At 50.6% G+C, this 21,077-nt stretch carries 23 protein-coding genes; 8 read left to right on the forward strand and 15 right to left on the reverse strand.

Going from position 1 to position 21,077, the window contains the following annotated elements:
• The first annotated feature begins 119 nt into the window (after positions 1-119).
• On the forward strand, positions 120-932 hold the full coding sequence (locus A0W33_RS18070) for a murein L,D-transpeptidase catalytic domain family protein (RefSeq protein WP_068839496.1): 813 nt from the start codon (positions 120-122) through the stop codon (positions 930-932).
• A 78-nt stretch (positions 933-1,010) separates the two neighbouring features.
• Here the strand turns inward: A0W33_RS18070 and A0W33_RS18075 are convergent, their stop codons facing one another.
• Positions 1,011-1,208, reverse strand: coding sequence for a hypothetical protein (locus A0W33_RS18075; RefSeq protein ID WP_068839497.1), 198 nt, complete (start codon positions 1,206-1,208; stop codon positions 1,011-1,013).
• Between the two features lie 260 nt (positions 1,209-1,468).
• Here A0W33_RS18075 and A0W33_RS18080 point away from each other — a divergent pair, with 260 nt between their 5' ends.
• Together A0W33_RS18080 and A0W33_RS18085 are read left to right on the forward strand one after the other, a co-directional pair.
• Positions 1,469-2,278 carry a M48 family metalloprotease gene (locus A0W33_RS18080; RefSeq protein ID WP_068839498.1) on the forward strand — a complete coding sequence of 270 codons (810 nt, stop codon included), beginning with the start codon at positions 1,469-1,471 and terminating at the stop codon, positions 2,276-2,278.
• A gap of 171 nt (positions 2,279-2,449) precedes the next feature.
• Positions 2,450-3,349 carry a diacylglycerol/lipid kinase family protein gene (locus A0W33_RS18085; protein ID WP_068840226.1) on the forward strand — a complete coding sequence of 300 codons (900 nt, stop codon included), beginning with the start codon at positions 2,450-2,452 and terminating at the stop codon, positions 3,347-3,349.
• A gap of 64 nt (positions 3,350-3,413) precedes the next feature.
• Here the strand turns inward: A0W33_RS18085 and A0W33_RS18090 are convergent, their stop codons facing one another.
• Entirely contained in the window at positions 3,414-4,607 is a 1,194-nt protein-coding gene (locus A0W33_RS18090) for a metallophosphoesterase (RefSeq protein WP_068839499.1), read from the reverse strand.
• Positions 4,608-4,637: 30 nt separating this feature from the next.
• Positions 4,638-5,273: an LON peptidase substrate-binding domain-containing protein gene (locus A0W33_RS18095; protein WP_068839500.1), complete on the reverse strand. Its 636-nt coding sequence runs from the start codon at positions 5,271-5,273 to the stop codon at positions 4,638-4,640.
• Between the two features lie 215 nt (positions 5,274-5,488).
• Here A0W33_RS18095 and mtgA point away from each other — a divergent pair, with 215 nt between their 5' ends.
• Positions 5,489-6,226, forward strand: coding sequence for a monofunctional biosynthetic peptidoglycan transglycosylase (gene mtgA / locus A0W33_RS18100; RefSeq protein WP_068839501.1), 738 nt, complete (start codon positions 5,489-5,491; stop codon positions 6,224-6,226).
• On the forward strand, positions 6,213-6,671 hold the full coding sequence (locus tag A0W33_RS18105; RefSeq protein WP_071890936.1) for a YybH family protein: 459 nt from the start codon (positions 6,213-6,215) through the stop codon (positions 6,669-6,671). The genes mtgA and A0W33_RS18105 overlap by 14 nt, the downstream gene beginning before the upstream one ends.
• Positions 6,672-6,680: 9 nt before the next feature.
• Here A0W33_RS18105 and A0W33_RS18110 read toward each other — a convergent pair whose 3' ends face one another.
• From A0W33_RS18110 to A0W33_RS18135, 6 genes are all read right to left on the reverse strand, one after another.
• The gene (locus A0W33_RS18110; protein ID WP_068839502.1) at positions 6,681-7,202 is read right to left on the reverse strand and encodes a GreA/GreB family elongation factor; all 522 of its coding nucleotides are present in this window, start codon (positions 7,200-7,202) and stop codon (positions 6,681-6,683) included.
• Positions 7,199-7,807, reverse strand: a complete 609-nt coding sequence (locus tag A0W33_RS18115) for a GNAT family N-acetyltransferase (RefSeq protein WP_068839503.1) — start codon at positions 7,805-7,807, stop codon at positions 7,199-7,201. The genes A0W33_RS18110 and A0W33_RS18115 overlap by 4 nt, the downstream gene beginning before the upstream one ends.
• 86 nt (positions 7,808-7,893) lie before the next feature.
• Entirely contained in the window at positions 7,894-9,036 is a 1,143-nt protein-coding gene (locus tag A0W33_RS18120) for an App1 family protein (RefSeq protein WP_068839504.1), read from the reverse strand.
• Positions 9,037-9,093: 57 nt separating this feature from the next.
• On the reverse strand, positions 9,094-9,927 hold the full coding sequence (locus A0W33_RS18125) for a M48 family metalloprotease (RefSeq protein WP_068839505.1): 834 nt from the start codon (positions 9,925-9,927) through the stop codon (positions 9,094-9,096).
• A 208-nt stretch (positions 9,928-10,135) separates the two neighbouring features.
• Positions 10,136-12,985 (reverse strand): M16 family metallopeptidase, encoded by a 2,850-nt coding sequence (locus A0W33_RS18130; RefSeq protein WP_068839506.1) that lies wholly within the window; start codon positions 12,983-12,985, stop codon positions 10,136-10,138.
• A 79-nt stretch (positions 12,986-13,064) separates the two neighbouring features.
• Positions 13,065-13,469 (reverse strand): hypothetical protein, encoded by a 405-nt coding sequence (locus tag A0W33_RS18135; RefSeq protein WP_068839507.1) that lies wholly within the window; start codon positions 13,467-13,469, stop codon positions 13,065-13,067.
• Between the two features lie 206 nt (positions 13,470-13,675).
• Here A0W33_RS18135 and A0W33_RS18140 point away from each other — a divergent pair, with 206 nt between their 5' ends.
• The gene (locus tag A0W33_RS18140; protein ID WP_068840228.1) at positions 13,676-14,761 is read left to right on the forward strand and encodes a DNA topoisomerase IB; all 1,086 of its coding nucleotides are present in this window, start codon (positions 13,676-13,678) and stop codon (positions 14,759-14,761) included.
• Between the two features lie 13 nt (positions 14,762-14,774).
• On the opposite strand, the gene A0W33_RS18145 is transcribed toward A0W33_RS18140, so the two are convergent.
• Both A0W33_RS18145 and A0W33_RS18150 read right to left on the reverse strand, forming a co-directional pair.
• On the reverse strand, positions 14,775-15,404 hold the full coding sequence (locus tag A0W33_RS18145) for a DNA-3-methyladenine glycosylase family protein (RefSeq protein ID WP_068839508.1): 630 nt from the start codon (positions 15,402-15,404) through the stop codon (positions 14,775-14,777).
• A gap of 74 nt (positions 15,405-15,478) precedes the next feature.
• On the reverse strand, positions 15,479-16,525 hold the full coding sequence (locus A0W33_RS18150; RefSeq protein WP_068839509.1) for a threonine aldolase family protein: 1,047 nt from the start codon (positions 16,523-16,525) through the stop codon (positions 15,479-15,481).
• Between the two features lie 77 nt (positions 16,526-16,602).
• Here A0W33_RS18150 and A0W33_RS18155 point away from each other — a divergent pair, with 77 nt between their 5' ends.
• Positions 16,603-16,836, forward strand: a complete 234-nt coding sequence (locus A0W33_RS18155) for a hypothetical protein (RefSeq protein ID WP_068839510.1) — start codon at positions 16,603-16,605, stop codon at positions 16,834-16,836.
• 106 nt (positions 16,837-16,942) lie between these two features.
• Here the strand turns inward: A0W33_RS18155 and A0W33_RS18160 are convergent, their stop codons facing one another.
• Together A0W33_RS18160 and pyrE are read right to left on the reverse strand one after the other, a co-directional pair.
• A complete protein-coding gene (locus A0W33_RS18160) occupies positions 16,943-17,440 on the reverse strand; it encodes a metallophosphoesterase family protein (RefSeq protein WP_068839511.1) in 498 nt (165 codons plus the stop codon).
• A 691-nt stretch (positions 17,441-18,131) separates the two neighbouring features.
• On the reverse strand, positions 18,132-18,770 hold the full coding sequence (gene pyrE, locus A0W33_RS18165) for an orotate phosphoribosyltransferase (protein WP_068839512.1): 639 nt from the start codon (positions 18,768-18,770) through the stop codon (positions 18,132-18,134).
• A 109-nt stretch (positions 18,771-18,879) separates the two neighbouring features.
• Between pyrE and A0W33_RS18170 the strand changes: the two genes are divergently transcribed.
• The gene (locus A0W33_RS18170; protein ID WP_068839513.1) at positions 18,880-19,560 is read left to right on the forward strand and encodes an NUDIX hydrolase; all 681 of its coding nucleotides are present in this window, start codon (positions 18,880-18,882) and stop codon (positions 19,558-19,560) included.
• Here A0W33_RS18170 and coaD read toward each other — a convergent pair.
• Together coaD and A0W33_RS18180 are read right to left on the reverse strand one after the other, a co-directional pair.
• Positions 19,517-19,993 (reverse strand): pantetheine-phosphate adenylyltransferase, encoded by a 477-nt coding sequence (coaD, locus tag A0W33_RS18175; RefSeq protein ID WP_068839514.1) that lies wholly within the window; start codon positions 19,991-19,993, stop codon positions 19,517-19,519. The genes A0W33_RS18170 and coaD overlap by 44 nt on opposite strands.
• A 133-nt stretch (positions 19,994-20,126) precedes the next feature.
• On the reverse strand, positions 20,127-21,014 hold the full coding sequence (locus A0W33_RS18180) for a DUF3822 family protein (RefSeq protein WP_068839515.1): 888 nt from the start codon (positions 21,012-21,014) through the stop codon (positions 20,127-20,129).
• Positions 21,015-21,077: the final 63 nt, after the last annotated feature.

Raw genomic sequence — 21,077 nt, forward strand, 5'->3', positions numbered from 1 at the left:
TTGCAAAATAGGCTTAGGTTTATTGTAGGTCAATAATGGCAATCCTGCTGCTGCGGAACAAATTGTACTGTAGTGGCTGTTGATTTAAAAGAACGAACATAAAAGAAGCTATTCTCCTTATGCTAAAGATCATTCTATCCTCCATCACCCTTGGCTTAATGTCTTTTGTTTCATCCATTCCAGAGCAGGCCGCTGCTGCCGTGCCTCATGTGGCGCCAGTAGAAGCAGTGTCCGCAACAAAAAGCGGAGCCTCGGCAGTGGCAAAAAAGGAAGCTTTCGAGAAACATGTGGACGACCTGTATGACCGCCTGGACCTGAGAAGAAAAGGACTTTCGTATGATGTTTTCAGAAAAGCCGTAGTTGGCATGGAAAACTTCAAGCGTATGCAGTTAGTCGCTCCTTCCAAGTCTGTTTTGTCGGTGGTTGATTTCACAAAGCCAAGCACTGAGAAGCGTCTTTGGATTATTGATTTAAAGTCGAAGAAGGTTTTGTTTAACACCTTGGTAGCCCATGGCCGCAATACAGGGCAGAACGAGGCCAACCAGTTCTCTAACACGCCTAATTCATACATGAGCAGCCTTGGGTTTTACCTTACAGATGCGCCCTATTATGGCAAGCACGGTCTGTCGCTGCGCATGAAAGGGATGGACGAGGGTTTCAACACCAACGCCATGGAACGTGCCATCGTGGTGCATGGCGCTGATTATGTGAGCGAGGCTTTCGTGAAGCAGAATGGCCGCCTTGGACGCAGCCTAGGATGTCCTTCCGTGCCGAAGGAAGTTTCAGATGAAGTAATAGCGACCATCAAAAATAATTCTGTGTTCTACATCCATGGCAACGACAGCAAGTATACTTCCCGTTTTTTGAACGACAACACAGCGGTAGAGTCCTTTGCACTTGAAAATAACATAACAGCTGACATAGCCAGCTGAAGTCAACGAAGCGAAGAAATAAAAAAAGCCCCCTGTGCCTAAGCGCAGGGGGCTTTTTTTTGAACTTGTTATACTTACTTAAGCCTCGTCTTTAGTGGTTTTGATCAGATTTATTCCTGAAAAGAAAAAGATCAGACCAACAATGAAGGGAACTGCAGCTGTATATTTTCCAATTACACCGCCATCGCCTCCCATCAGGAAGGCGTAAGCTCCCCATATTATTCCTGCTATACCCAATAGGGTTAGCAGGGATCCGAATGTGCGTTTCTGGTTCATATTTGTTTTGTTTAAGTATAAGCAAGCCGTAGCAGAGCTACAGCGTTGAATGTAATACGATTATTATTTCATTAAGTCTATATAGTACTTGTGGTTAAGCCTTTGTTACTGATCCTAACTCTTGTTTTCTTCTTTCAGGATGGGCTGGTTGAATGGCTGCAACAGGGCGTTTGCTGTTAAAAAACACCCGCATAACCAGCACCTCCCTTCTCCCGTTGATGCAGGTAAACAAGCCTACAAGCTATACTTTATTTTAATGTATGAGAGTTATACTTAAGTTTATTGTTGCCATTTTGGTGGCTATCGTGTCGCTGGGTACTTACTGGTGCAGCAGTGAGGAGAACGAATATACTGGCGAAACGCAGCGGGTGGATATGACTGTTGAGCAGGAAATAGCGTTAGGCCTGCAGGCGGCACCGGAAATAGCGCAGCAGTACGGCGGCTTGCATCCCGACCAGGAAGCGGCGGCCGCTGTGAAGGCAATGGGGCAGAAACTCGTGCAAAGCACCCGCGTGCGTGAATCGCCTTATCAATTTGATTTTCACCTGCTGGCTGATGAGCAAACAGTAAACGCTTTCGCTTTGCCAGGAGGGCAGATTTTTATCACAGCAGGCCTATTGAAAAAACTGGAAACTGAGGCGCAGTTGGCGGGAGTTATTGGCCATGAGATAGGGCACGTAGTAGCCCGGCACTCAGCGCAGCAGCTGGCAAAAGCCAAGCTTACGCAGGGCTTAACCGGGGCCGCAGCTATTGCCACCTATGATCCTGACAACCCTGCCAGCCGTTCTGGCGCCGCCGTGGCCGCTATGATCGGGCAACTTACCAACATGCGCTACGGACGCGAGGATGAGCTGGAGTCTGATAAGCTGGCGGTGCAGCTAACCGGTGCAGCAGGCTACGACCCACGCGCCATGATAGAAGTTATGCGCATATTGGCGCAGGCAAGTGGGGGAGCAGGTGGCCCTGAGTTCCTGCAGACGCACCCCAACCCGGGCAACCGCGTGGCCGAAATAGAGCGCGCCATCGCTGAAGAGTACCCCAATGGTTTGCCAGCAGGTTTGAAAGAGTAAGGCAGCAGTGGCGGATTGCAGGGAGGTGAAGGACTACTGGCCGTTTTGTTTGGACAAGATTGTCCGATGACAGTAAAAGTTACTTTGTGCCTGTTCTTGCGTAAGCTCTATGCTACAGGCGCAAGCGCCCTATACTTTGGGCATAACAGCAATAAAAACAGTACCCAAACTATGAAGCACACACACATTCTTTTTGTATTGAATCCTATTTCAGGGGATGTAGAAAAAGATGATCTGGAGATTGATATTCGAACTACTTGCGAGGAGCATGGAGTAAAATGCGACTTCTTTACGACTACGGGAGAAGAAGATGAGTTGCGCATTAAGGAGTTACTGACAGGGCAGCAATACAATGCTGTCTATGCCATAGGAGGTGATGGCACGGTAAGTATAGTTGCTTCGCTGCTCATTGGCACGCAGACTCCCCTCGGCATTATTCCCCTGGGCTCAGGCAATGGCCTTGCCAAAGACCTGAATATTCCGCAGGATACGGAGGAGGCACTGCACCTCATACGCGAGCACGCGGTGCGTAACATTGATACGCTGACAGTGAACGGGCACCCTTCCATACACCTAAGCGACCTTGGGTTCAATGCCCTGGTTGTAAAAAAGTTCTGCGAGGGGGATACCCGTGGGCCTGGAGCATACGCCTGGATTGCGATGCAGGAGTACCTGTCGTATGAGCCGAAGCAGTACCGTATAGAAACGGATACTGAGAATTTTGAAGGGCCCGCTTTTATGGTCACTATTGCGAATGCCAATGCATTTGGCAGCAATGCCACCATTAACCCGAATGGAATCCTGAACGACGGCCGGTTTGAAATTTGCCTGATAGAGCCTTTCCCAAAAGCGGCGGCACTGGGCATTCTCTACCAACTTTACACCGACAGCATCGATACCAGTGTGTATACGCGTAAAATAACATGCACGCGCGCTACCATATACAACCTGGAGCACGAGGTGCTTCATATTGATGGGGAGCCCGTACCGACGGAGGATGTAATAAAAGTGCAGATTTTGCCAAAAAGCCTGAAGGTTATACTTCCGAAGGAATTACCAGAAAAGCTTTAAGAATAATTTTTAAAATCTCTGTCCAATTTACAGCAACAACTATTTCATTCGTGGTTTTGCAGTTTTAAGCATGCATAGGCAGCAGTTTTCTGAAGGCTACCTGCCCTAGGGAAGTATCCTCTGCAACCGTACGGCACTCCAGCCATGCTTGCCCGTTTGCATAGAAGTTGACCACAAAAAAGCCTAGTGCTTCCAGGGTAAAAGTGGCTTTCCCTCCCTTCTTTACGAATGCGGTTTTGCTGCCTGATCCGCTCACAATGTAGTGGTTGTTCTGCACCTCAAAGTGCTGCAGGTTGTGGTCGTGCCCAGCTACGTAAATGAGGTTGTTGTACCGGTGAAAAATGCGCAGCAGGCGTTTGCGCATCTGCTTATACTTGCGGTGCGACATGTCCTCATATGCTCCGAAAAAGCGCCTGTAAAATGGGTAGACAGAGCCAAAGAGGGGCAGCGGAATGTATATTCGCTTGTGCATGGCCGTGAGCGGGAAGATGTGCTGCTTCACAGTGAACTTACCCCCATGCAAGGCGTTGCTGTAAAGCGGGTGATGCGCTGCGATAAGGACCTGCTGGTGCGTATTTCGTTTCAGAAGTCTGTTCAGTTCCACAAAAAACTCCTCAATATGCGTGTAAGGGCAGTCTTGTTTGTGCCCCAAAGGCTTCTCCCCACGCTGCACGAACCACTGCGTGTTTATCACCACCAGCAGCACGCCATCTGCCAGTTGAATCTCGCTCGGGCCGGGGCAGCCATTTGGTGGGAGGTATACTTCGGGCTCCTGTATTTTCTCCCGCACGTAAAGTTCCTGCCGCAGCATCTGTTCATAACCGCCTGTGCGGCCCTTGAGCCAATCGTGATTGCCGCTGAGCAGGATGCCTTTGCCGGGGTATGCTGCTATACTTTTAATGATGGTGTTGAGCCGAGCCTCGGCGGTAGGCCGGTGGCGGTGTCCCTCTTCGGGTAAACCAATAGGGTAAATGTTATCCCCCAGGAAAACCATGGTACCTTTATCCTGCGCCTCCTGCTGCCATTGGCTCACTAAGTTTATAACTGGGTCAGAGCCGTCAGTAGCCAGAGCACCTACGTCTCCTATCAGCGCCACCGAATGAACCAGTTCTTCTTCAGGCGGGGGAGCAAGCCGCTGCCATCCCACGTCTGATAGGCGGTAAAATGGTTTACGCCTGTATTTGCGCTCCTGCCAATAGGTGAACACAAAAAAGGCGAACAGCAACGTCGGAATAATAACAAGGAAGTACACCAGCATATAGTAGGAACAGCTGTTCGGGGATAAGTTCTAAAAGTTAGGAGGAGTCAGGTTTTTGAAGTGCCCGTTCAGCCGCACACGGTCCTTGAGCTTTTCTGTTTCCCTTACCACCGGCAATACCTGCTGTAGGTGCAGCAAAATAACCTCCTGCCGTTCCTTCTCGCTTCGTAGCTGCAGCAGGGCGTACTCCTGAGCTACATTCAGGCCCAGGTGGTGCGCCACATCGTAACTCTTGAAATCCTCGGGCAAGTCCGCTGAAAATTTGGTGAGGCCAAGGGCCGTATACAATTGCTGCAGCAGCTCCTTTATTTTCATTTTTGTGATGATATCTTCTTCAGCATTGTTCTCCACCAACTCTACCTCTCCACCGGCATAAAGCCTGCCGGGTGCCATGCGGTCGAACCGGAGCAGTTTAAAGATGCCAAGGCCTTTGGTGCGAATATCCATCTCCCCGTTATCATGCTTCTTGTCTATGCTTAGCAGAGCTATCTCGGTGCCGTATAGGCCCACGCCGTTATTGATGTAAGTCGGAATGCCGAAGGTGGTGCCGTTTTCAGCGCATTCCAGCACCAGTTGTTTGTACCGGGGCTCAAATATATGCAGGTTCAGTTTTTCCCCCGGAAACACAACAACACTCAGAGGGAACAAGGGTAGGTATTTGCTCATAGTAATCAGGTATACAGGCGGAAGACAAGGAAAAGTGACAGCCCCCGAAGCTAAATATAAAATATAATTTAAAGATTTACCTTCAATGCTGTGCCGCGGTGCCTTGTTATAAAGTATGCGTACGGGGCTGGGCGCCTAGGGGTGCAATTGCCTGGCAAGAGTAGGAAAATATGCCAAACTCCTTACCTTTGCCACCCTAAGAAGAAGACGGAATAATGGCAAAAAAGAGGTTTGGGCTTCGGGTGGTGTGGCTGCTGGCTATAAAGCTGATGCTAAGCCTATTCCTGATAAGTGTGGTGTGGGTGTTGCTATACCGATGGGTGGCGCCGCCGGCTACCCTGCACATGCTGCAGCGCCGTGCAGAGGCGGCAGCGGCTGGCAAAGAGGAGCCTGAAATAAAGTATAAATTCGTTCGTCTGGAGGACATGTCGGAGCAGTTGCCGTTAGCCGTTGTCGCCTCCGAAGACCAACGGTTCCTGCAACACAGCGGCTTCGATATTGATGCCATCGTAGATGCCTTCAAGCGTAACCGAAAGGGTGGAAATATTCGCGGGGGCAGTACCATCAGCCAGCAGGTGGCCAAAAATGTTTTCCTGTGGCATGGGCGCAGTTATTTTAGAAAAGCGGTAGAGGCTTATTTCACACTGCTGATAGAGGTGCTGTGGGGCAAAGAACGCATCATTGAAGTATACCTGAACATAGCCGAGATGGGCGATGGTGTTTTTGGTGTGGAGGCTGCCTCACAGCGTTACTTCGGCAAACCTGCCAGTGAACTGGGACGGCAGCAGTCAGCCTTGCTGGCGGCCGTATTACCCAACCCGATTAAGTATTCCGCTGCGCGCCCTTCCGGATACGTGCGCACCCGCCGGGGCCGCATTGCCCGTGCCATGCGTCGCCTGGGCGGAACAACTTATATCAAGGAAATCTTACCAGAGAAAGATGAAGAGAAATAAGCTATACTTTCTGCTTGGCCTGGGGCTTGCCTGCGCCACATCCTGCTCTCCAAAGCAGGGGTCACGGGCTTCGGCTAACGCACGACAGGAAGTGCACCAGGTACTCGAGGAGCAGGCACAATGCTGGAGCCGCGGTGATCTGGAGTGCTACATGCAGGGCTATTGGAAATCCGACTCGCTGCTGTTTATTGGCTCCCGCGGGCTTACGTACGGCTGGCAACCCACACTCAACAATTACAAGCGCGGCTACCCTAATACGGCAGCCATGGGCAAGCTGAGTTTTGACCTGAAGGAAACAAGGGCGCTGTCGCCGGAGACGATGCTGGTAGTAGGAAAATGGCACCTGCAGCGCGATGCAGCACAAGGTGACCTGGAAGGGCATTTCTCAGTTATCTTCAAGCGTTTTTCCGAAGGGTGGAAGATCATTGCCGACCATTCCAGCTAAGCCTTTCAGCTACCGCTTATAGGTGACAGAAGCGACCTTCACCGTTTCGGCTACCTTTCCCATCTGAAGCAAAACCGTCTGACCGACTTTTGCACCTATCACCGCGCGGGCAAGCGGGGCAACGAAGGCAATTTTATTTTCCATAATTGAGGCCTCGTCCACGCCTACAATTGTTAAAAGGCGCTTCATGTTTTTCTTGCCTCCGCTAATTGTCTGCAACTCCACCGTGGCTCCAAAGCGAACCTCATCGGAAGGCTGGGTCTGAGGATCAATTACGCGGGCACTTGCCAGCCGCTGCGTCAGCGCACTTAGCTGTGCATTAAGAATGGTTAATTGCCGGGTGCGGTTCGCCTCATCCTCATGGTTTGCCTCTGTCTGCGCCCGTTCTGCCTCTAATAATGCCAGTTCCTCTTTTAGCTGCGTCAGTCCCTGGGGCGTTATATAGTTGGTGGCGCCGGGCGGCAGGGCAGGGCGCTGCGGAATAATGGGCGGCTCGCCTGCGTTGTCTTCTTTTACAAATGCTCTGCTCATACCTGATGTAACGGGGACATTCCTGTGGGGTTCCTGCCTGTGGCTTTGCCGGAGCGGCTCATAGGCCGGGGTTCCCATTCTTCCGCAAGTATGCCATACTCAAAGTTATCGGACCAACCGCTTTTTAATGGCAGTACTTTACGCTTCCGGCCTTCTCTGCTCATACCCACTTTTTCCATTACACGTACAGAACCTGTGTTTGCCACGGCACAGCCGGCCTCTATGCGGTGCAGCTTTAATTCTTCGAATCCGAAGGCAAGTACAGCATCCAACGCCTCTGTGGCGAATCCTTTGCCCCAGTGCGCCACATCTAGTTTATACCATACTTCCGCACGCTTATACTTCTCCCTGCCAACCTTCAGGGCAATCAAACCAATAAACTTTTTTTCATGCGTAATGCTGAAAGTATACTCCGGTTGCCTGTCTTTCTGGGAGGCATTAATCCACTCCTGCAGAATTTGCTTTGTGTGCTCCAAACTTTCCGGAATACCCAGCGTGTTATAGGCATCTGTTTCAGGGAGCGAATGCAGGGCATGAATGGATTCCAGATCAGCCGGTGCAACTAATTTTATTGTGAGTCTTGTGCTTTTGAGCAGGAGCGGCATAAAGTTGAATTAAAGTTATTAGTCAGGAACAGGTCCTATAAGTATGGAAGGAACGGAAACTGACACGAAGTTTACTTTACTAAACTCTATTTATCTCCCAGCCGGTCTATTTCTGCTTCCTGGGCCACCTCTGTCACCTTTTCCTGGAATATGTAACCACAACTGGCGGCATGTGCTGCGGCAGCGGCCGTATCTTTCACCAGCACCATTTCTACTTCGCCCTCCTTTTTGAGCTCATCTGAGATGGTGGTTACGGCTCTTGATTTTTCTTCTATGTTCACATCACGAATGTAAATGGCCATGATACGCCCGGGATGGTTCTTGACCACTTCCCGGTATATTTCCGGATCGGCCTGGCCACTGTCGCCAATAAGTATGAAGTTTAACTGTGGATAGGTGATGAGCACGTTCTCTATTTCCTTGTACTTGTGGCTCATGTGGTCCGACTGCAAGAACTTCTTTTCGTCAATCCCAAAGTCGCGCAGCAGGAGCGGCCCCTGCGGAATGTCATTCAGTTCCAGGAACTGGTACAGCAGGTCGTAGGTGTTCCAGGGGCTGCTGCTTACGTAAAAGAAGGGGTTGTTGCGCTTGCCGTTGCGACCTAGTTGCAGGGCGCGGTAAAACTCTGCCACCCCGTGAAACGGAATGCGGCTGTGCGCATTGTTCAGTAGCACGTTACGGCCGGTCTGCAGCAGGCTGGTGGCACCTGTTCGCACAATGGTGTCGTCTATGTCGGAGATTACCCCATACTCGGCATCGGGTGGCGGCACCAGCACATGTGCCGTTTCGGTTATGTCTGTTTTAAAATTAGGTACGGGAGCCTCCATGAGTTCCAGTTCCAAGGGATGCCAGATATCGTCTAACTGAAGGGGATTGTCAGGCTGCAGGTTCACCACAAAGTATCCTTCTGCATCGGTGGTGATCAGGTGTTCGTGCCCCTGCAGCGTAACCTTCAGTCGTGCATTCGGAATCTCGTCACTCTCAAACCGGCGGAACATGTTCAGCAGGTTTTCCCAGGTGGTGTCGTTTTCCTCTGATTTGGAGATGTTTTTATCCACCAGTACCCTGCCCTTTACATACAGGCGCGTGGGTGTGCCATAACTGCGGTAGGTAACTATCTGCAGCGGCCGGTTCAGGTGGAGCCTGTTCTTTAACTCGAAGGCGAGCAGGTCCAGCTTCTCTTCTCCCCGAAGGATCGCGTCAGTGGCTCTTCGTCTGAAATCTTTCATGATGCATTTTTGACAGAATTCCTGCTGCTTCAGCTTCAGGTAAATTTATACTTGGTATTACAAACCCAGCGCGGTCTTCAACTGCCCAAAGTCGGTATCAGGGGCAGAAGCGGTACTGCAGCCGCGTTCCTTTGCCAGTTGCTGTATGTTCCCGATCCGGTTGTCCGGGCTTGGGTGCGTGCTCAGAAACTCCGGCGGTGCGCCCTGCTGCGACTCCTGTTCCATCTTGATAAAGAACCCCGCGGCTCCGTCGCAGGCGTAGTAGTTTGTGCCGCTTAGGTACTGTACGGAAGCGGCATCCGCTTCTGTTTCGGCATCACGGCTAAACTTCAACCCAGCAAGCGAGCCGGTAAGCTGTGCCGCGATCTGCTTCAGGGTTCCCGGGTCGTTTCCAAGTGCCACCGACAGCAGCAATGCAATGCCGTAGTCGCGCTGCAGCTGTTTCACACTATGGCGCTTATCGGCATGGGCAATCTCATGGGCCAGTACGCCGGCAAAGTGATCCTCGTCCTGCAGAAACTTTATTAGGCCGGTAAAGACATAAATCTGGCCACCGGGAGTGGCGAAGGCATTCTGCATGGCATCGTCTTTAATGATCTTTACCGTCCACGGAAACTCCTGCCCATACTTCACCTGTCCGGAACTTAGGATACGGTTCACGATGCGGTCGAGGTTCTGGTAGGCTTTCTGCACGTTGGCGTTGCTGCTGTTTCGCTCCAGCAACTGGCCTTTGGCGCGGTACGTGGAGTCTACTTCGTGGGCCACCTGCTGCCCAAGGTTGATGTCGTCCTGCGTTGAGAAGATGACGCCGTCATTTTCCTCGCAGCTGCTAAGTAAGGCGCTGCTGGTAAGAGCCAGCAGCCAAAAGGGGAAGTATAGGAACTTTTTCATGAGGTTCAGTTCTTTTCTGGAGCAACGCTTTTATCCGCTGCTGTAGTATGAATGCGCGGGAGCATAGGAGGCTATGCAGCCTGTGCTTCGCCTACGCTCTACGTTATCCTCCTTCACAAGGGTTTCAGCAGTTTGGGTAGTTGGACAGGCATATAAAACAAAAAAGGCCCTTGAACATTCAAGGGCCTTTCGGTTAAGGTGGTACTTCTTATTTGGCGGATGAGGTGCCAATCTGGTTGCCTTCCGTATCAAGCTCGATCACTTCATACTGCAGCGCCTCCAGTTTAGGCATCACCGTTTTCTTGTCACCAACCACTACAATAAGCATCTTGTCGACAGGAAGCGTTTTGGCTGCCAGCGCGTCAATCTCCTTTTCGCTGATGGTGTTCAGAATATCCGTCTGCTTTTTCACGAAGTCCTTCTTCAGGTCGTACTCAATAATGCGACCCAGGAAACCGGCCTTCTGGTAAGGCGTCTCATACTTGCGGGCATCTGACTGCCCGATGGAGCTCTTCATGAAGGTCAGCTCCTCAGGGGTGATACCGTTCTTCTGGTACTCCGTCAGCTCTTTCATAAACTCCGTTACCGACTCGGCTGTGGCATCGGCACGCACACCGGCAGAGGCTGTGAACGGTCCGCCATACTTGCCGCCGGCAAAGTAAGAGCGGGCGCCGTAGGTATAGCCTTTGTCCTCACGCAGGTTCAGGTTAATGCGGCTATTGAAAGCACCGCCCAGGGCATAGTTCATCAAGCCGGCCTTATAATACTCTCCGGTTGCATCGTACGGCATAGACAGGTAACCAATGCGAATCTCGGATTGCGCTGCATCAGGCTTGTCAACCAGATAAATACGAGTTTTCTCGATGGTTGGCGTTTTGGCAACAACAGGCATTTTCACGTCCTTCTTCTTCCAATTCTTCAGGAAGTCCAGCTTCTTCATCAACTCTTTCTCGTTAATGTCGCCTACTACCACCAACTCCGATACAGAAGGAGAGTAGTTGCTGTTGTAGAAGTTCTTTACATCCTCCAGTGTGATGTTCTGCACGGTTTTCTCTGTTCCCTCTGTCGGGATGGCCATGATATTGCCTTCCCCATAAAGCAACTTGTCGTACACGTTGTTAGCGATGGCTGTTGGCTGTGTTGCCTGGTTGGCAATGCCTTCCAGCTGCTGCTTCTTCAAACGGTCAAAGTCTTCCTGCGTGAACTTCGGCCTGAAAAGGCGTTCCTCCAGCAAAGTAAGTGTCTTATCCAAGTTCTTCTTCAGCGACTGTACCGTTACGTATGTCTCCTCCGAACCGGAGTTGATGCGGATCGAGCTACCCAGCTTGTCCAGCTCGTTGCTGAATTGCTCTGAAGTATAGTTCTCGGTGTCCTCGTTCAGCATACCGGCTGTAAGGGAGGCAATGCCCGCCTTGTTCGGCATGTTTGCTTCCAAACGATGACCTCCCTTGATGCTAAGCTGCATGGTAACGGTAGGAATCTCCTCAGACTTGGCGCTAATTACCTTCAGGCCATTTTTGAGTTTAGAAGTTGAATAATCCGGCACTTTCACAACCGGGTTAGGGCCTTTACCAGGGCGCTTGCTGCGGTCGAAGGTATCAACAGCCTTGGTATACTTCAGGCCACTGTACTGATCTGCCGCTGGCGTAAAGCCTTCCTTGGAGATAGTATAGTTGTCCTGTTTGGCCAGCAAGTCAGTTTTTCCCTTAGGCACCACACTCAGGATAACAGCAGGCTTTCCTTTGATATACTGGTCGTACACACGCTGCACATCAGCCTTGGTTACGGACTGAATACGCTTCAGCTCTTCCTGAATATAGTTCGGGTCATTACGGAAGGTCTCGTAAAAGGCAAGCTGCGATACTTTACCGCTTACGCTGGCCATACGGTTGATCAGGCTCGATTCTGCCTGCGCCTTAAAGCGCTGGATGTCCTCGTCTGTTACGCCACGCTTCTCAAACTCAGCAAGCGACTTTCGCGCCAGCTCTTCTGTCTGGGCAAGTGATGTACCCGGGAAAGGAAGCACGGTGATACCGAATTCACCGGCAAGCTCAGAAGTAGAGTTGCTGGCAGAGGCCTGCACGGCTTTCTGGTCTTTTACAAAGTTTTTGTAGAAGATGGAGTTTTTGCCCTGGCCCAAAATTTCAGCCAGTACATCCAGTGCCGGCTCATCTTTGTGACCTGCCTCTGGTGTCGGGAATGTCATGCGCAGCATCGGGAAGCGAACATTGTCCTCGTAGCTCACATAACGGTCTTTGTCCAGCTTTGCCACCATTGGCTTCATATCCTCCACGGCAGGGCCGGCTGGTATGGAGCCAAAATACTGCTCGGCAAGCTTGACTACTTCCTCAGGCTTCACGTCGCCACCAACAGTAAGGGTTGCGTTGTTCGGTCCGTACCAGCGCAGGAAGAAGTTTTTCAGGTCGTTTACGTCCACGCGGTTCAGGTCTTCCAGGTAACCGATGGTTGTCCAGGAGTAAGGGTGGCCGTATGGGTAAAGGTTTTTAGAAGTCATTTCGTACACGAGGCCATACGGACGGTTGTCGTAGTTCTGGCCACGCTCGTTTTTCACTGTTTCGCGCTGCACCTCGAATTTCTTCTGCGTTACGGCATCCAGCAGGAAGCCCATGCGGTCAGCCTCCAGCCACATGGCCGTGGCCAGTTGGTTGCTAGGCACTGTTTCGAAATAGTTGGTGCGGTCGCGGTTGGTTGTGCCGTTCAGGGTACCACCAGATTCAGATACGATTTTGAAGTGCTCCTCGTCGGCCACATTATCCGAGCCCTGGAACATCATGTGCTCAAAAAAGTGCGCGAACCCAGATTTTCCTACTTCCTCGCGGGCAGAGCCCACATGATACGTTACATCCACGTGTACCACCGGGTCGGAATGGTCTTCGTGCACGATCAGGGTGAGGCCGTTGGCAAGCTTATACTTGGAATAAGGAATGACAAGTTCATCGCCCTGTCTTGTTACTTTTTCTACGAGCTTTGTTTGCGCTTCAGCGGCACTAATCACGCTGGCCGTAAGCACAATGCTCAGTCCGATTTTTTGAATCATGAATCTGATTTTAAGGTGGAGTATTACTATTACAAGGTAGAGCGGTAGGATGAAAGTTCAAAAAAATATATACCAACCGCTATTTTGTCTCGCTTAACACCTGCTTTGCGAACATTACGGACACGGTAAACGTGAGCAGCGCAATAACCAGCATAGCCGTAGTGAGCAGGAAAGCCATGCCTGCCGTTTCGGTGTTCTCAGTTGCCAGGGGTTGCTGGATGAGACCGAGGAGGCGGCTGAAGTAGGTGGCAGAGCGCCATCCAAGCACCAGTGTCAGCAGGCCGGCCTCTATGGCACCCAATACAAAGCCCCAGCGTTTGCCCCTGTTCAGGAAGTGGCCCGCCGTCAAGCCGATCAAACCACCCACAGCACCCGTTATTAAAGCGGTCATGGCCTGCTCACCTGCCAGGTCCACGGCCACGACGCCACAGCCCAGCATAAAGAAACCAAAGAAGGCGAAAAGATAAGATATGTTCTTGTGCATGGGAGCGGTTGCTTGCTGTTTAATTCAACTTTGTAAATATAAGTCAGATTCCTGAAAGATTGCAGCAGGGCAGGTGACAAGGCTATTGCACCAAGTATGAATTTATACTTGCAGTTTGCTTCCGCACGATTTTAGCCGGTCAGCTTGCACAACTTTTGCCCCCTAAGCGAGTATGATTGCAGGAAAAGAAGTTGAAGCTGCAGAAGATGGCCAAAAGAAGAAAACTACACGAATTATACGCCGACCCCAGCAAATCTGCTGAAATGGCCGGCTTGCGCTATACATCAGACGAAGAACCCGGCTATACCAGAAAACGGGCAGGCAAAGGATTTACTTACTTTGATCATAAAGGCGAAAAAGTTACTGATGCGAAAGTATTGGAGCGCCTGAAATCAATGGTGATACCACCAGCCTGGGAAGATGTCTGGATCTGTAAATCCGCCAAAGGGCACCTGCAGGTTACCGGCCGCGATGAAAAGGGACGCAAGCAGTACATGTACCACCCAAGGTGGCAGGCAGCCCGGAGCCTCACCAAGTTTGGCCGCATGATTGAATTCGGGGAAAGCCTGCCGCAACTGCGCGAGCGCATTCAGAAAGACATCAATGCTAAAAAGCTTGGCCGAAAAAAGGTGACGGCATTGGTGCTCTCCATTTTAGACAATGCGCTGATCCGTATCGGCAACAGGCATTATGCCAAGTCCAACAAATCCTATGGCCTCACCACCCTCCGCGATAAGCACGTGCAGATAGAGGGCAGTACCATCAAGTTCTCCTTCAAAGGCAAAAAAGGAGTGGAGCACGAGATAGACCTGAAAGACCGCCGGCTGGCACTTCTGGTGAAGAAGTGCCGCGATATTCCGGGGTACGACCTTTTTCAGTATTATGATGAGGACGGCGAACGGCAGACGCTGGAGTCCGGCGACGTGAACGAGTATCTCCGCGAGGCCACGGATTTCGACTTTACGGCTAAGGATTTCCGGACCTGGGGTGGCACGGTGCGCATGGTGGAGTGCCTGGAGGATGTGCTGGAAGAGAACCCGGAACAGGCGAAGGAGAAAAGTATAAAAGAAGCCGTAAAGTCTGTTGCGCTTAGCCTGGGTAACACGCCCACCGTGTGCAGCAAGTATTATATCCATCCCGAGGTGGTCAACCTCTTCAGGGAGGATAAACTGGTTGATTACCTGAAGAAGCACGATGCCGAAGCCTCTACCACAGCGCACTTATCATCTACAGAAGAGCTTGTGCTGAAGATGCTAAAGCGTGTGGCCCGGGAAAAGCAGAAAGCCGCCTGATGTATACTTCGCATTAGGCTGGCGCATTGTCCAGCGACTGCCACAGGTACTTACTGGCGATGGTGCGGTAGGGGCGCCAGCTTTCGGCTATACTCTGCATCTTCAGCTTCAGCTCTTTTCCTTTTAAGTCAAAGCCGTAATGCTTTTTCATGGCGTTCTGTATCCCCAGGTCATCCACCGGAAAAACATCCGGTCGCTCCAGCGCAAACATCAGCAGCATCTCCACCGTCCAGCGGCCAACGCCTTTAATCTGGGTGAGGTGCTGGATGAGCGCTTCATCTTCCATGGCATCGATCACGGCGTGTGCCATGTTGCCTTCTGCCGCGAAGGCGGCCACGTTGCGGATATAGCCCATTTTCTGAAAAGACAGCCCTGCACTACGCAAGGTTTCGTCTGAGGCCTCCAGCACCAGGTGCGGGTGCGGGTATGTCTCCGGAAACAGCTCCGTGAACCGCCGAAAGATAACGGCCGCCACTTTGGTACTTAGCTGTTGCGATACGATAGAGCCCACCAGCTTGAGGTATAAATCCTCGGATCGGGAAGACTTGAGCGGCAGTCCATTTTGGATCAGGTTAGTAATAATGGGGTCTTTGGCAAAAACAGCCATCACCTCATCGGTGGGAAAGGCAGCAGGAGTAGTCATAGGGGTGGGTTAAAAGCAAAAGCGGCAGCTACTGCCACCACTTATACTTGGTTTTATATTGATGCAACTTGCTCTTATGCCGGTACCTCATGTTTGTTTAGCGCTTGCAGCACCTGCAGTAAATGCTGCTGCATTTCGTCCGTTACGTCCAGGTGCGTTACAAATCGAACCATTTGTGGACCAAAGCTCGCAGCAAGTATGTTTTCCCTGGCTAGCGCCGCTACAAAGGCGGCATCTGTATAGGTATCATTCAGTTTGAAGATGACTATGTTCGTCTCCACCGGCAGCACGCTCTCTACATAGTTCGACTCCAATAACGCCTGCTCCAACTCCTTCGCCTTTTTATGGTCCTCCTGCAGGCGTTCCACATGATGGTCTAAGGCATGAATGCAGGCTGCAGCCAGATAGCCCGCCTGTCGCCAGCCACCGCCCAGTACTTTGCGGATCCGGCGCGCTCTTTTGATAAAAGCTTTGCTGCCCAGCAACACAGAGCCCACAGGCGCTCCCAGACCCTTTGAAAGACAGATGGAGATGCTGTCAAAGTATAAGCCGTAATCCTGTGCTGAGTCGCCGGAAGCGGCAAGGGCGTTGAAAACTCGGGCGCCATCCAGGTGCAGGGCCAGGTTGTGGCGTTTGCATACTCCTGAAATAGCCGCAATCTCCTCTACGGTATAATAGGCGCCGCCACCTTTGTTGCAGGTGTTCTCCAGTGCCACCAGCCTTGTCTCCGGGAAGTGTATATTATCAAGCGGTCGGATATGCGCCTCCACCTGCTGTGGCGTCATTTTACCGCGTTCACCGTGTACGAGCGCCGTTGATGCGGCCGAGTTAAAGGCAATACCTCCGCCTTCATACTGGTGAATATGCGATGTTACGTCGCAGATAATCTCTGTAAGCGGTGCTGTGTGTACTTTTATGGCAATTTGATTGGTCATGGTGCCTGAGGGGCAGAAGAGGCCCGCTTCCATGCCGAACATGGCGGCAGTTTTCTCCTCCAGCGCGTTCACAGTTGGGTCCTCGCCGTACACATCGTCACCAACAGGAGCCGCAAACATGGCCTCCAGCATGGCGGGAGTGGGCCGGGTAACGGTATCGGAACGTAAATCTATCTTCTGAATCATGAATTTGCTTTCTTAAATACTTTACTTTGTAAAATTAATAACTTACTTTTGCCGTTCAAATTAAATTTATTGCAACGATGGGAGTTACTAGATTAAAAAGAAAAGATCGCCGAAATAAGGCTAGAGCTAACAACAGAGTAGCTAGAATTAAGCAGCTTCTGTTAACACCGGTTATCAAAAATGTTGATATGGATGAGTTAAGAGCTCAGTTCGGTGAAGCCCCTAAAAACAAGCCTGCTACAGAGGAAACCACTGCTCCAGCTACAGAGGAAACAGCTGCTACAACTACAGAAGAAACTTCTGCTCAGTAGTCTTTCAAGGCGCTAAGTAAGACCATCTGCCGCTGCTATTACAGGCAAATGGCGGCGGCTTACTAAAAAGACTTCAGGTGTGTTTGCTCGCGCAGACACACTTTTTTTATGCCCTTTTGCCTAGCTCTATCACCTGCAGGTCTTTTACCTGACCGGCTTCGATAGCAAAGCGCACCATGGTCCTGATCTTGTGAAAGCCATGCTTGCCAGCCGCGCCCGGGTTAATGTGCAGCAGGTTGTTCAGGCTCTTATCTGTCATCACTTTCAGGATGTGCGAGTGCCCGGTGATATAAAGCTTGGGCGGGTTAGCCCGAATACTCTCTCTAACATCGGAGTGGTATTTACCGGGATAGCCGCCAATGTGTGTCATCAGCACATCCAGCCCCGCCACCTCAAACCGTTGCACCTTCGGGTGCACCTGCCGGATGTCATGCCCGTCGATGTTGCCGTACACGCCACGCAAGTGCGCCACCTCCTGCAGCCGGTCAGATACTTCCAGATTTCCAAAGTCACCGGCATGCCATACTTCATCACAGCCCTCCAGCAGCCGTAGAATCTGATCATCAATGTAAGAGTGGGTGTCGGAGAGGAGGCCTATTTTCATTGCTTTGATTTTGTTGTGTTGAGGTTTTACTTAATCAGAGGGAAAGGGTTTCTGTACTTGTTGATGTGATGCAGCTAATCAATTATTACACTAGCTGCTGCTCTTTCACATACGCACTACTCTGGCGAAAGCGTCTGCTTGTGCCGTCGACTGCTTCTATTGTACTTCTATACTTCCATAGCCATTGCCTGCTGCAATTGGAAACTAGCTATACTTTCTAGCTACTGTTCATCCTCCAGTTTTCAAATACCTATCGTTTCACCTTTAGCTTTAGAGCGCACACGGCTGGGGTAGGGGCCCTATATGAGCGAGGCCCCGTCCTCGGGCATCGCGCTAGGACCTTTTCTTTGCTCGCTTCGCTTTGCAATCCCGCCTCCCGCGGGACCGAAAACTCCAAAGGCGCTCAACCCAAGGGCTGGATTCTGATTTCATAGCCAAAGCTTCCGCTATGCAACAACGGCTAAGTCCCCCTTTGAAGGGGGCAGGGGGATGTCTTACTGCTGCGGATTTTTTCTCCTGCTTGTACTTATGCTTAAGCAACTTAATACGAACTCGTTACTATTTCTAGAGGAGTAAATCCTACTCCTTAGACAAGAAGCTGGGGCTGGTTAGATGTCGTTGCCTAATGAACAAAAAAGAAAGGAGGCAAAGTGTAAACTTCGCCTCCTCCCATTTATAATTCATAATTACCCTACAAGCGCCACGTTTCAGGTGATTTGCGCCACTCGGCTAAAGTATCCATGGCTGAGGTTGCGATGTACCCGTGTGCTGCAGCGGCCTCTATTAAGGCGCTGTAGTCGCTTAGGCAATGCAACGTGATGCCGGCTTGCCTGAAATTTTCATCTGCCACGGCAAAGCCGTAGGTGAAAATGGCCGCCATGCCCACTACTTCTGCACCAGCTGCTTTTACCGCTTCTGCGGCTTTCAGTGAGCTTCCGCCGGTTGAGATCAGGTCTTCCACCAGTACCACCTTTTGTCCTTCCAGCAAGCGACCCTCAATCTGGTTGCCCATGCCGTGCTTCTTTGGCTCTGGGCGCACGTACAGGAACGGCATTTCGAGCAAGTCAGCCACGAGCGCGCCTTGCGCTATGCCCGCTGTAGCAACTCCGGCAATAGCCTCAGCATCCGGGAATTGCTTTTTTATAAGATCTGCTAGCTGCTGCTTTATGTAACTGCGTATGTACGGAAAAGAGAGTGTAACACGATTATCGCAGTAGATAGGGGAGTTCCAGCCGCTGCTCCATTTAAATGGTTGCTCCGGCCTTAGCTTAACGGCCTCTGTTTCCAAGAGAAAGGAGGCTACCTGGTGTGCTGTTGTGTTCGATTGCATGGCCGAATTTACGTAAATTGTCTTTCTTTTTCAGGCAACAAATTCGCAATACGGCTATTTATTTCTTCATTTGTATAACTTAGCGTATCATCCTAAGCACCTAAACCACATGAACGTTTTCATTAACGATATTCCGCTTATTCTTAAAAAAACCAATGAAAAGGTTTACAAGCATGAGTACGACCTGATTCTCAAGCCATCAGACCATTTTACTTCAAAAGACCTGGTGGGCGATGTGCTGTTTAAGGATGCCGATATCCAGCTGATTGACAGGTTGGTACGCCTGATGGAAGTAAAGAAGCTGAAGAAGCTCCGCTCGCTCACACTGGTAACAGATAAAATTAAGAAGGTGACAGAGCACCTGAAAGACCAGTTTAAAATCGTTAAAGCCGCCGGTGGGTTGGTAATAAAGGACGGCAGGATCCTGATGATGTACCGCCTGGGTGTGTGGGATCTACCCAAAGGGAAACTGGAGAAGAAAGAGGAGGTGGAAGCGGGTGCGCTTCGGGAAGTGGAGGAGGAGTGCGGGATTCAGGTAGAGGTGCTGGATAAGCTTCCTAAAACATGGCATTCCTATGCCTTTAAAGGCAAGAAAATTCTTAAGAAAACCAGTTGGTTCCTGATGAGCTGCACAGACGACAGCCTGATGAAGCCGCAGGCGGAGGAGTTTATAGAGGAGGTGCGCTGGATGACCCCGGAAGAGGTAAGGGAAGTGCTACCGAAGGCGTATACTTCTATTGCCTTCGTTATTCGACACTACCTGCAATCTCTGAAAACTGGAAAGGTATAAACTCATCCACATTGCCGCCAAAGCGGTGAATCTCCCGGATAATAGTCGAGCTGATGGCTGCCAGGTGGGGTGAGGTGATCAAAAAAACGCTCTCCAGTTCCTTGTTGACATGGCGGTTGGCTTGGGCAATTGTGTTCTCATACTCGAAGTCGGTGGTATTGCGCAGGCCGCGCAGCAGGAAATTAGCGCCTGACTCACGGGCAAACTCTGCTGTTAACCCCTTAAACGATTGTACTTTGATATTTGCGTGGCCTTCAAAAAGACGTTTCATCACGTCCAGCATTTTCTCAACAGGAATATAACGCTGCTTGCTGCTGTTATTGCCGATGGCCACAATCACCTCATCAAACAATTTTGCCCCACGCATCACTACATCATAATGGCCGTTTGTGAACGGATCAAAAGAGCCGGGAAAAAGGGCAATTCTTTTCATAGATTAATTTTGAATAACTGATTACTGAATGATTGAATATTTTAGAGAGAATCAAGAATAGCTGAGATTATCGGCTTGAGCTAAGCTCAATTGTTTATTCAATTAATCAGTTATTCAAAATTCAAAATTAAATTCATTCACAAAGGTGCAGGCTGTAGAGTTCGAAGTAACGGTGATCGAACATGTCGTGAAACTTATAGCTGTACTCCACGTCTTCCGGCTTCTTTCCCAGCTTTATCTGCCGCACATACTTCTGAAGAATGTTGAAGAGTGATGAATCATGGGTGATATCACCCCAGAGGGTAATTGTTTCCTGCTCCGGGTTCATTTTTTGCTCCTCCATCACAAAGAGGATGTAATAAATGAAATCTTCAGGGCTGGTGTAATGGAACACATTGCAAAACTCAAGCCCCGCTGGCCCCACCACCAGCAGCGTTAAATAACTGCGCTCTACAAAGGCGTACATACTGCGCAGGTTGTTGCGCGGCACCACATGAAGAATGCTGCGGATCAAGGCGCTTGTCTGGTGCACCAACTGCAGTGGCTGGTTTTCGAATACACCCTGCAGGGCCAGGCGTACGCCACTCTCCACGGCAAAAATATTGATGGCTTCCAGGCCACTGTGGCGGTAGGTGTATACTTCGTGCTGCAGCGGATTCAGGTCAGCGTGCAGGCGCAGGTAGTCGAACTGGTGCACGGGGTCGTAGAGCGTTTCGGGCACCAGCGTGAACTGCTGGTTGCTTACAGCCACCCGAACTAACTTCCAGTTTTGCACCTGAAGCAAAGCATTTTCCTGGGCAATAAGGCGTAACTGCTCTGCCACCTGCAGTGGCGTAAACACCGTAATCAGCTCATAATCCTCTAACACTACAAATTTATTGCGTGCTGTGTCTACCACGGCAAACCGGATTGCCTTCTGACTTAGCGACAAGTATAAATGGCATTGTGCTGCCTGGCTAAGCGCAAAAGCCTCATCATAGATTTTGTACGAGAGCCTGAAGTGTGTGTGGATGGTATTCAAAGTATGCTGGCGTCGTGTGAGTAAGCGTTGGCAGGAAATTCCCCTACTGCAAGTATAAAAAAA

Origin of the sequence: Pontibacter akesuensis, assembly GCF_001611675.1 — a bacterium.
In the GTDB taxonomy this organism is placed as follows: Bacteria; Bacteroidota; Bacteroidia; order Cytophagales; family Hymenobacteraceae; genus Pontibacter; species Pontibacter akesuensis.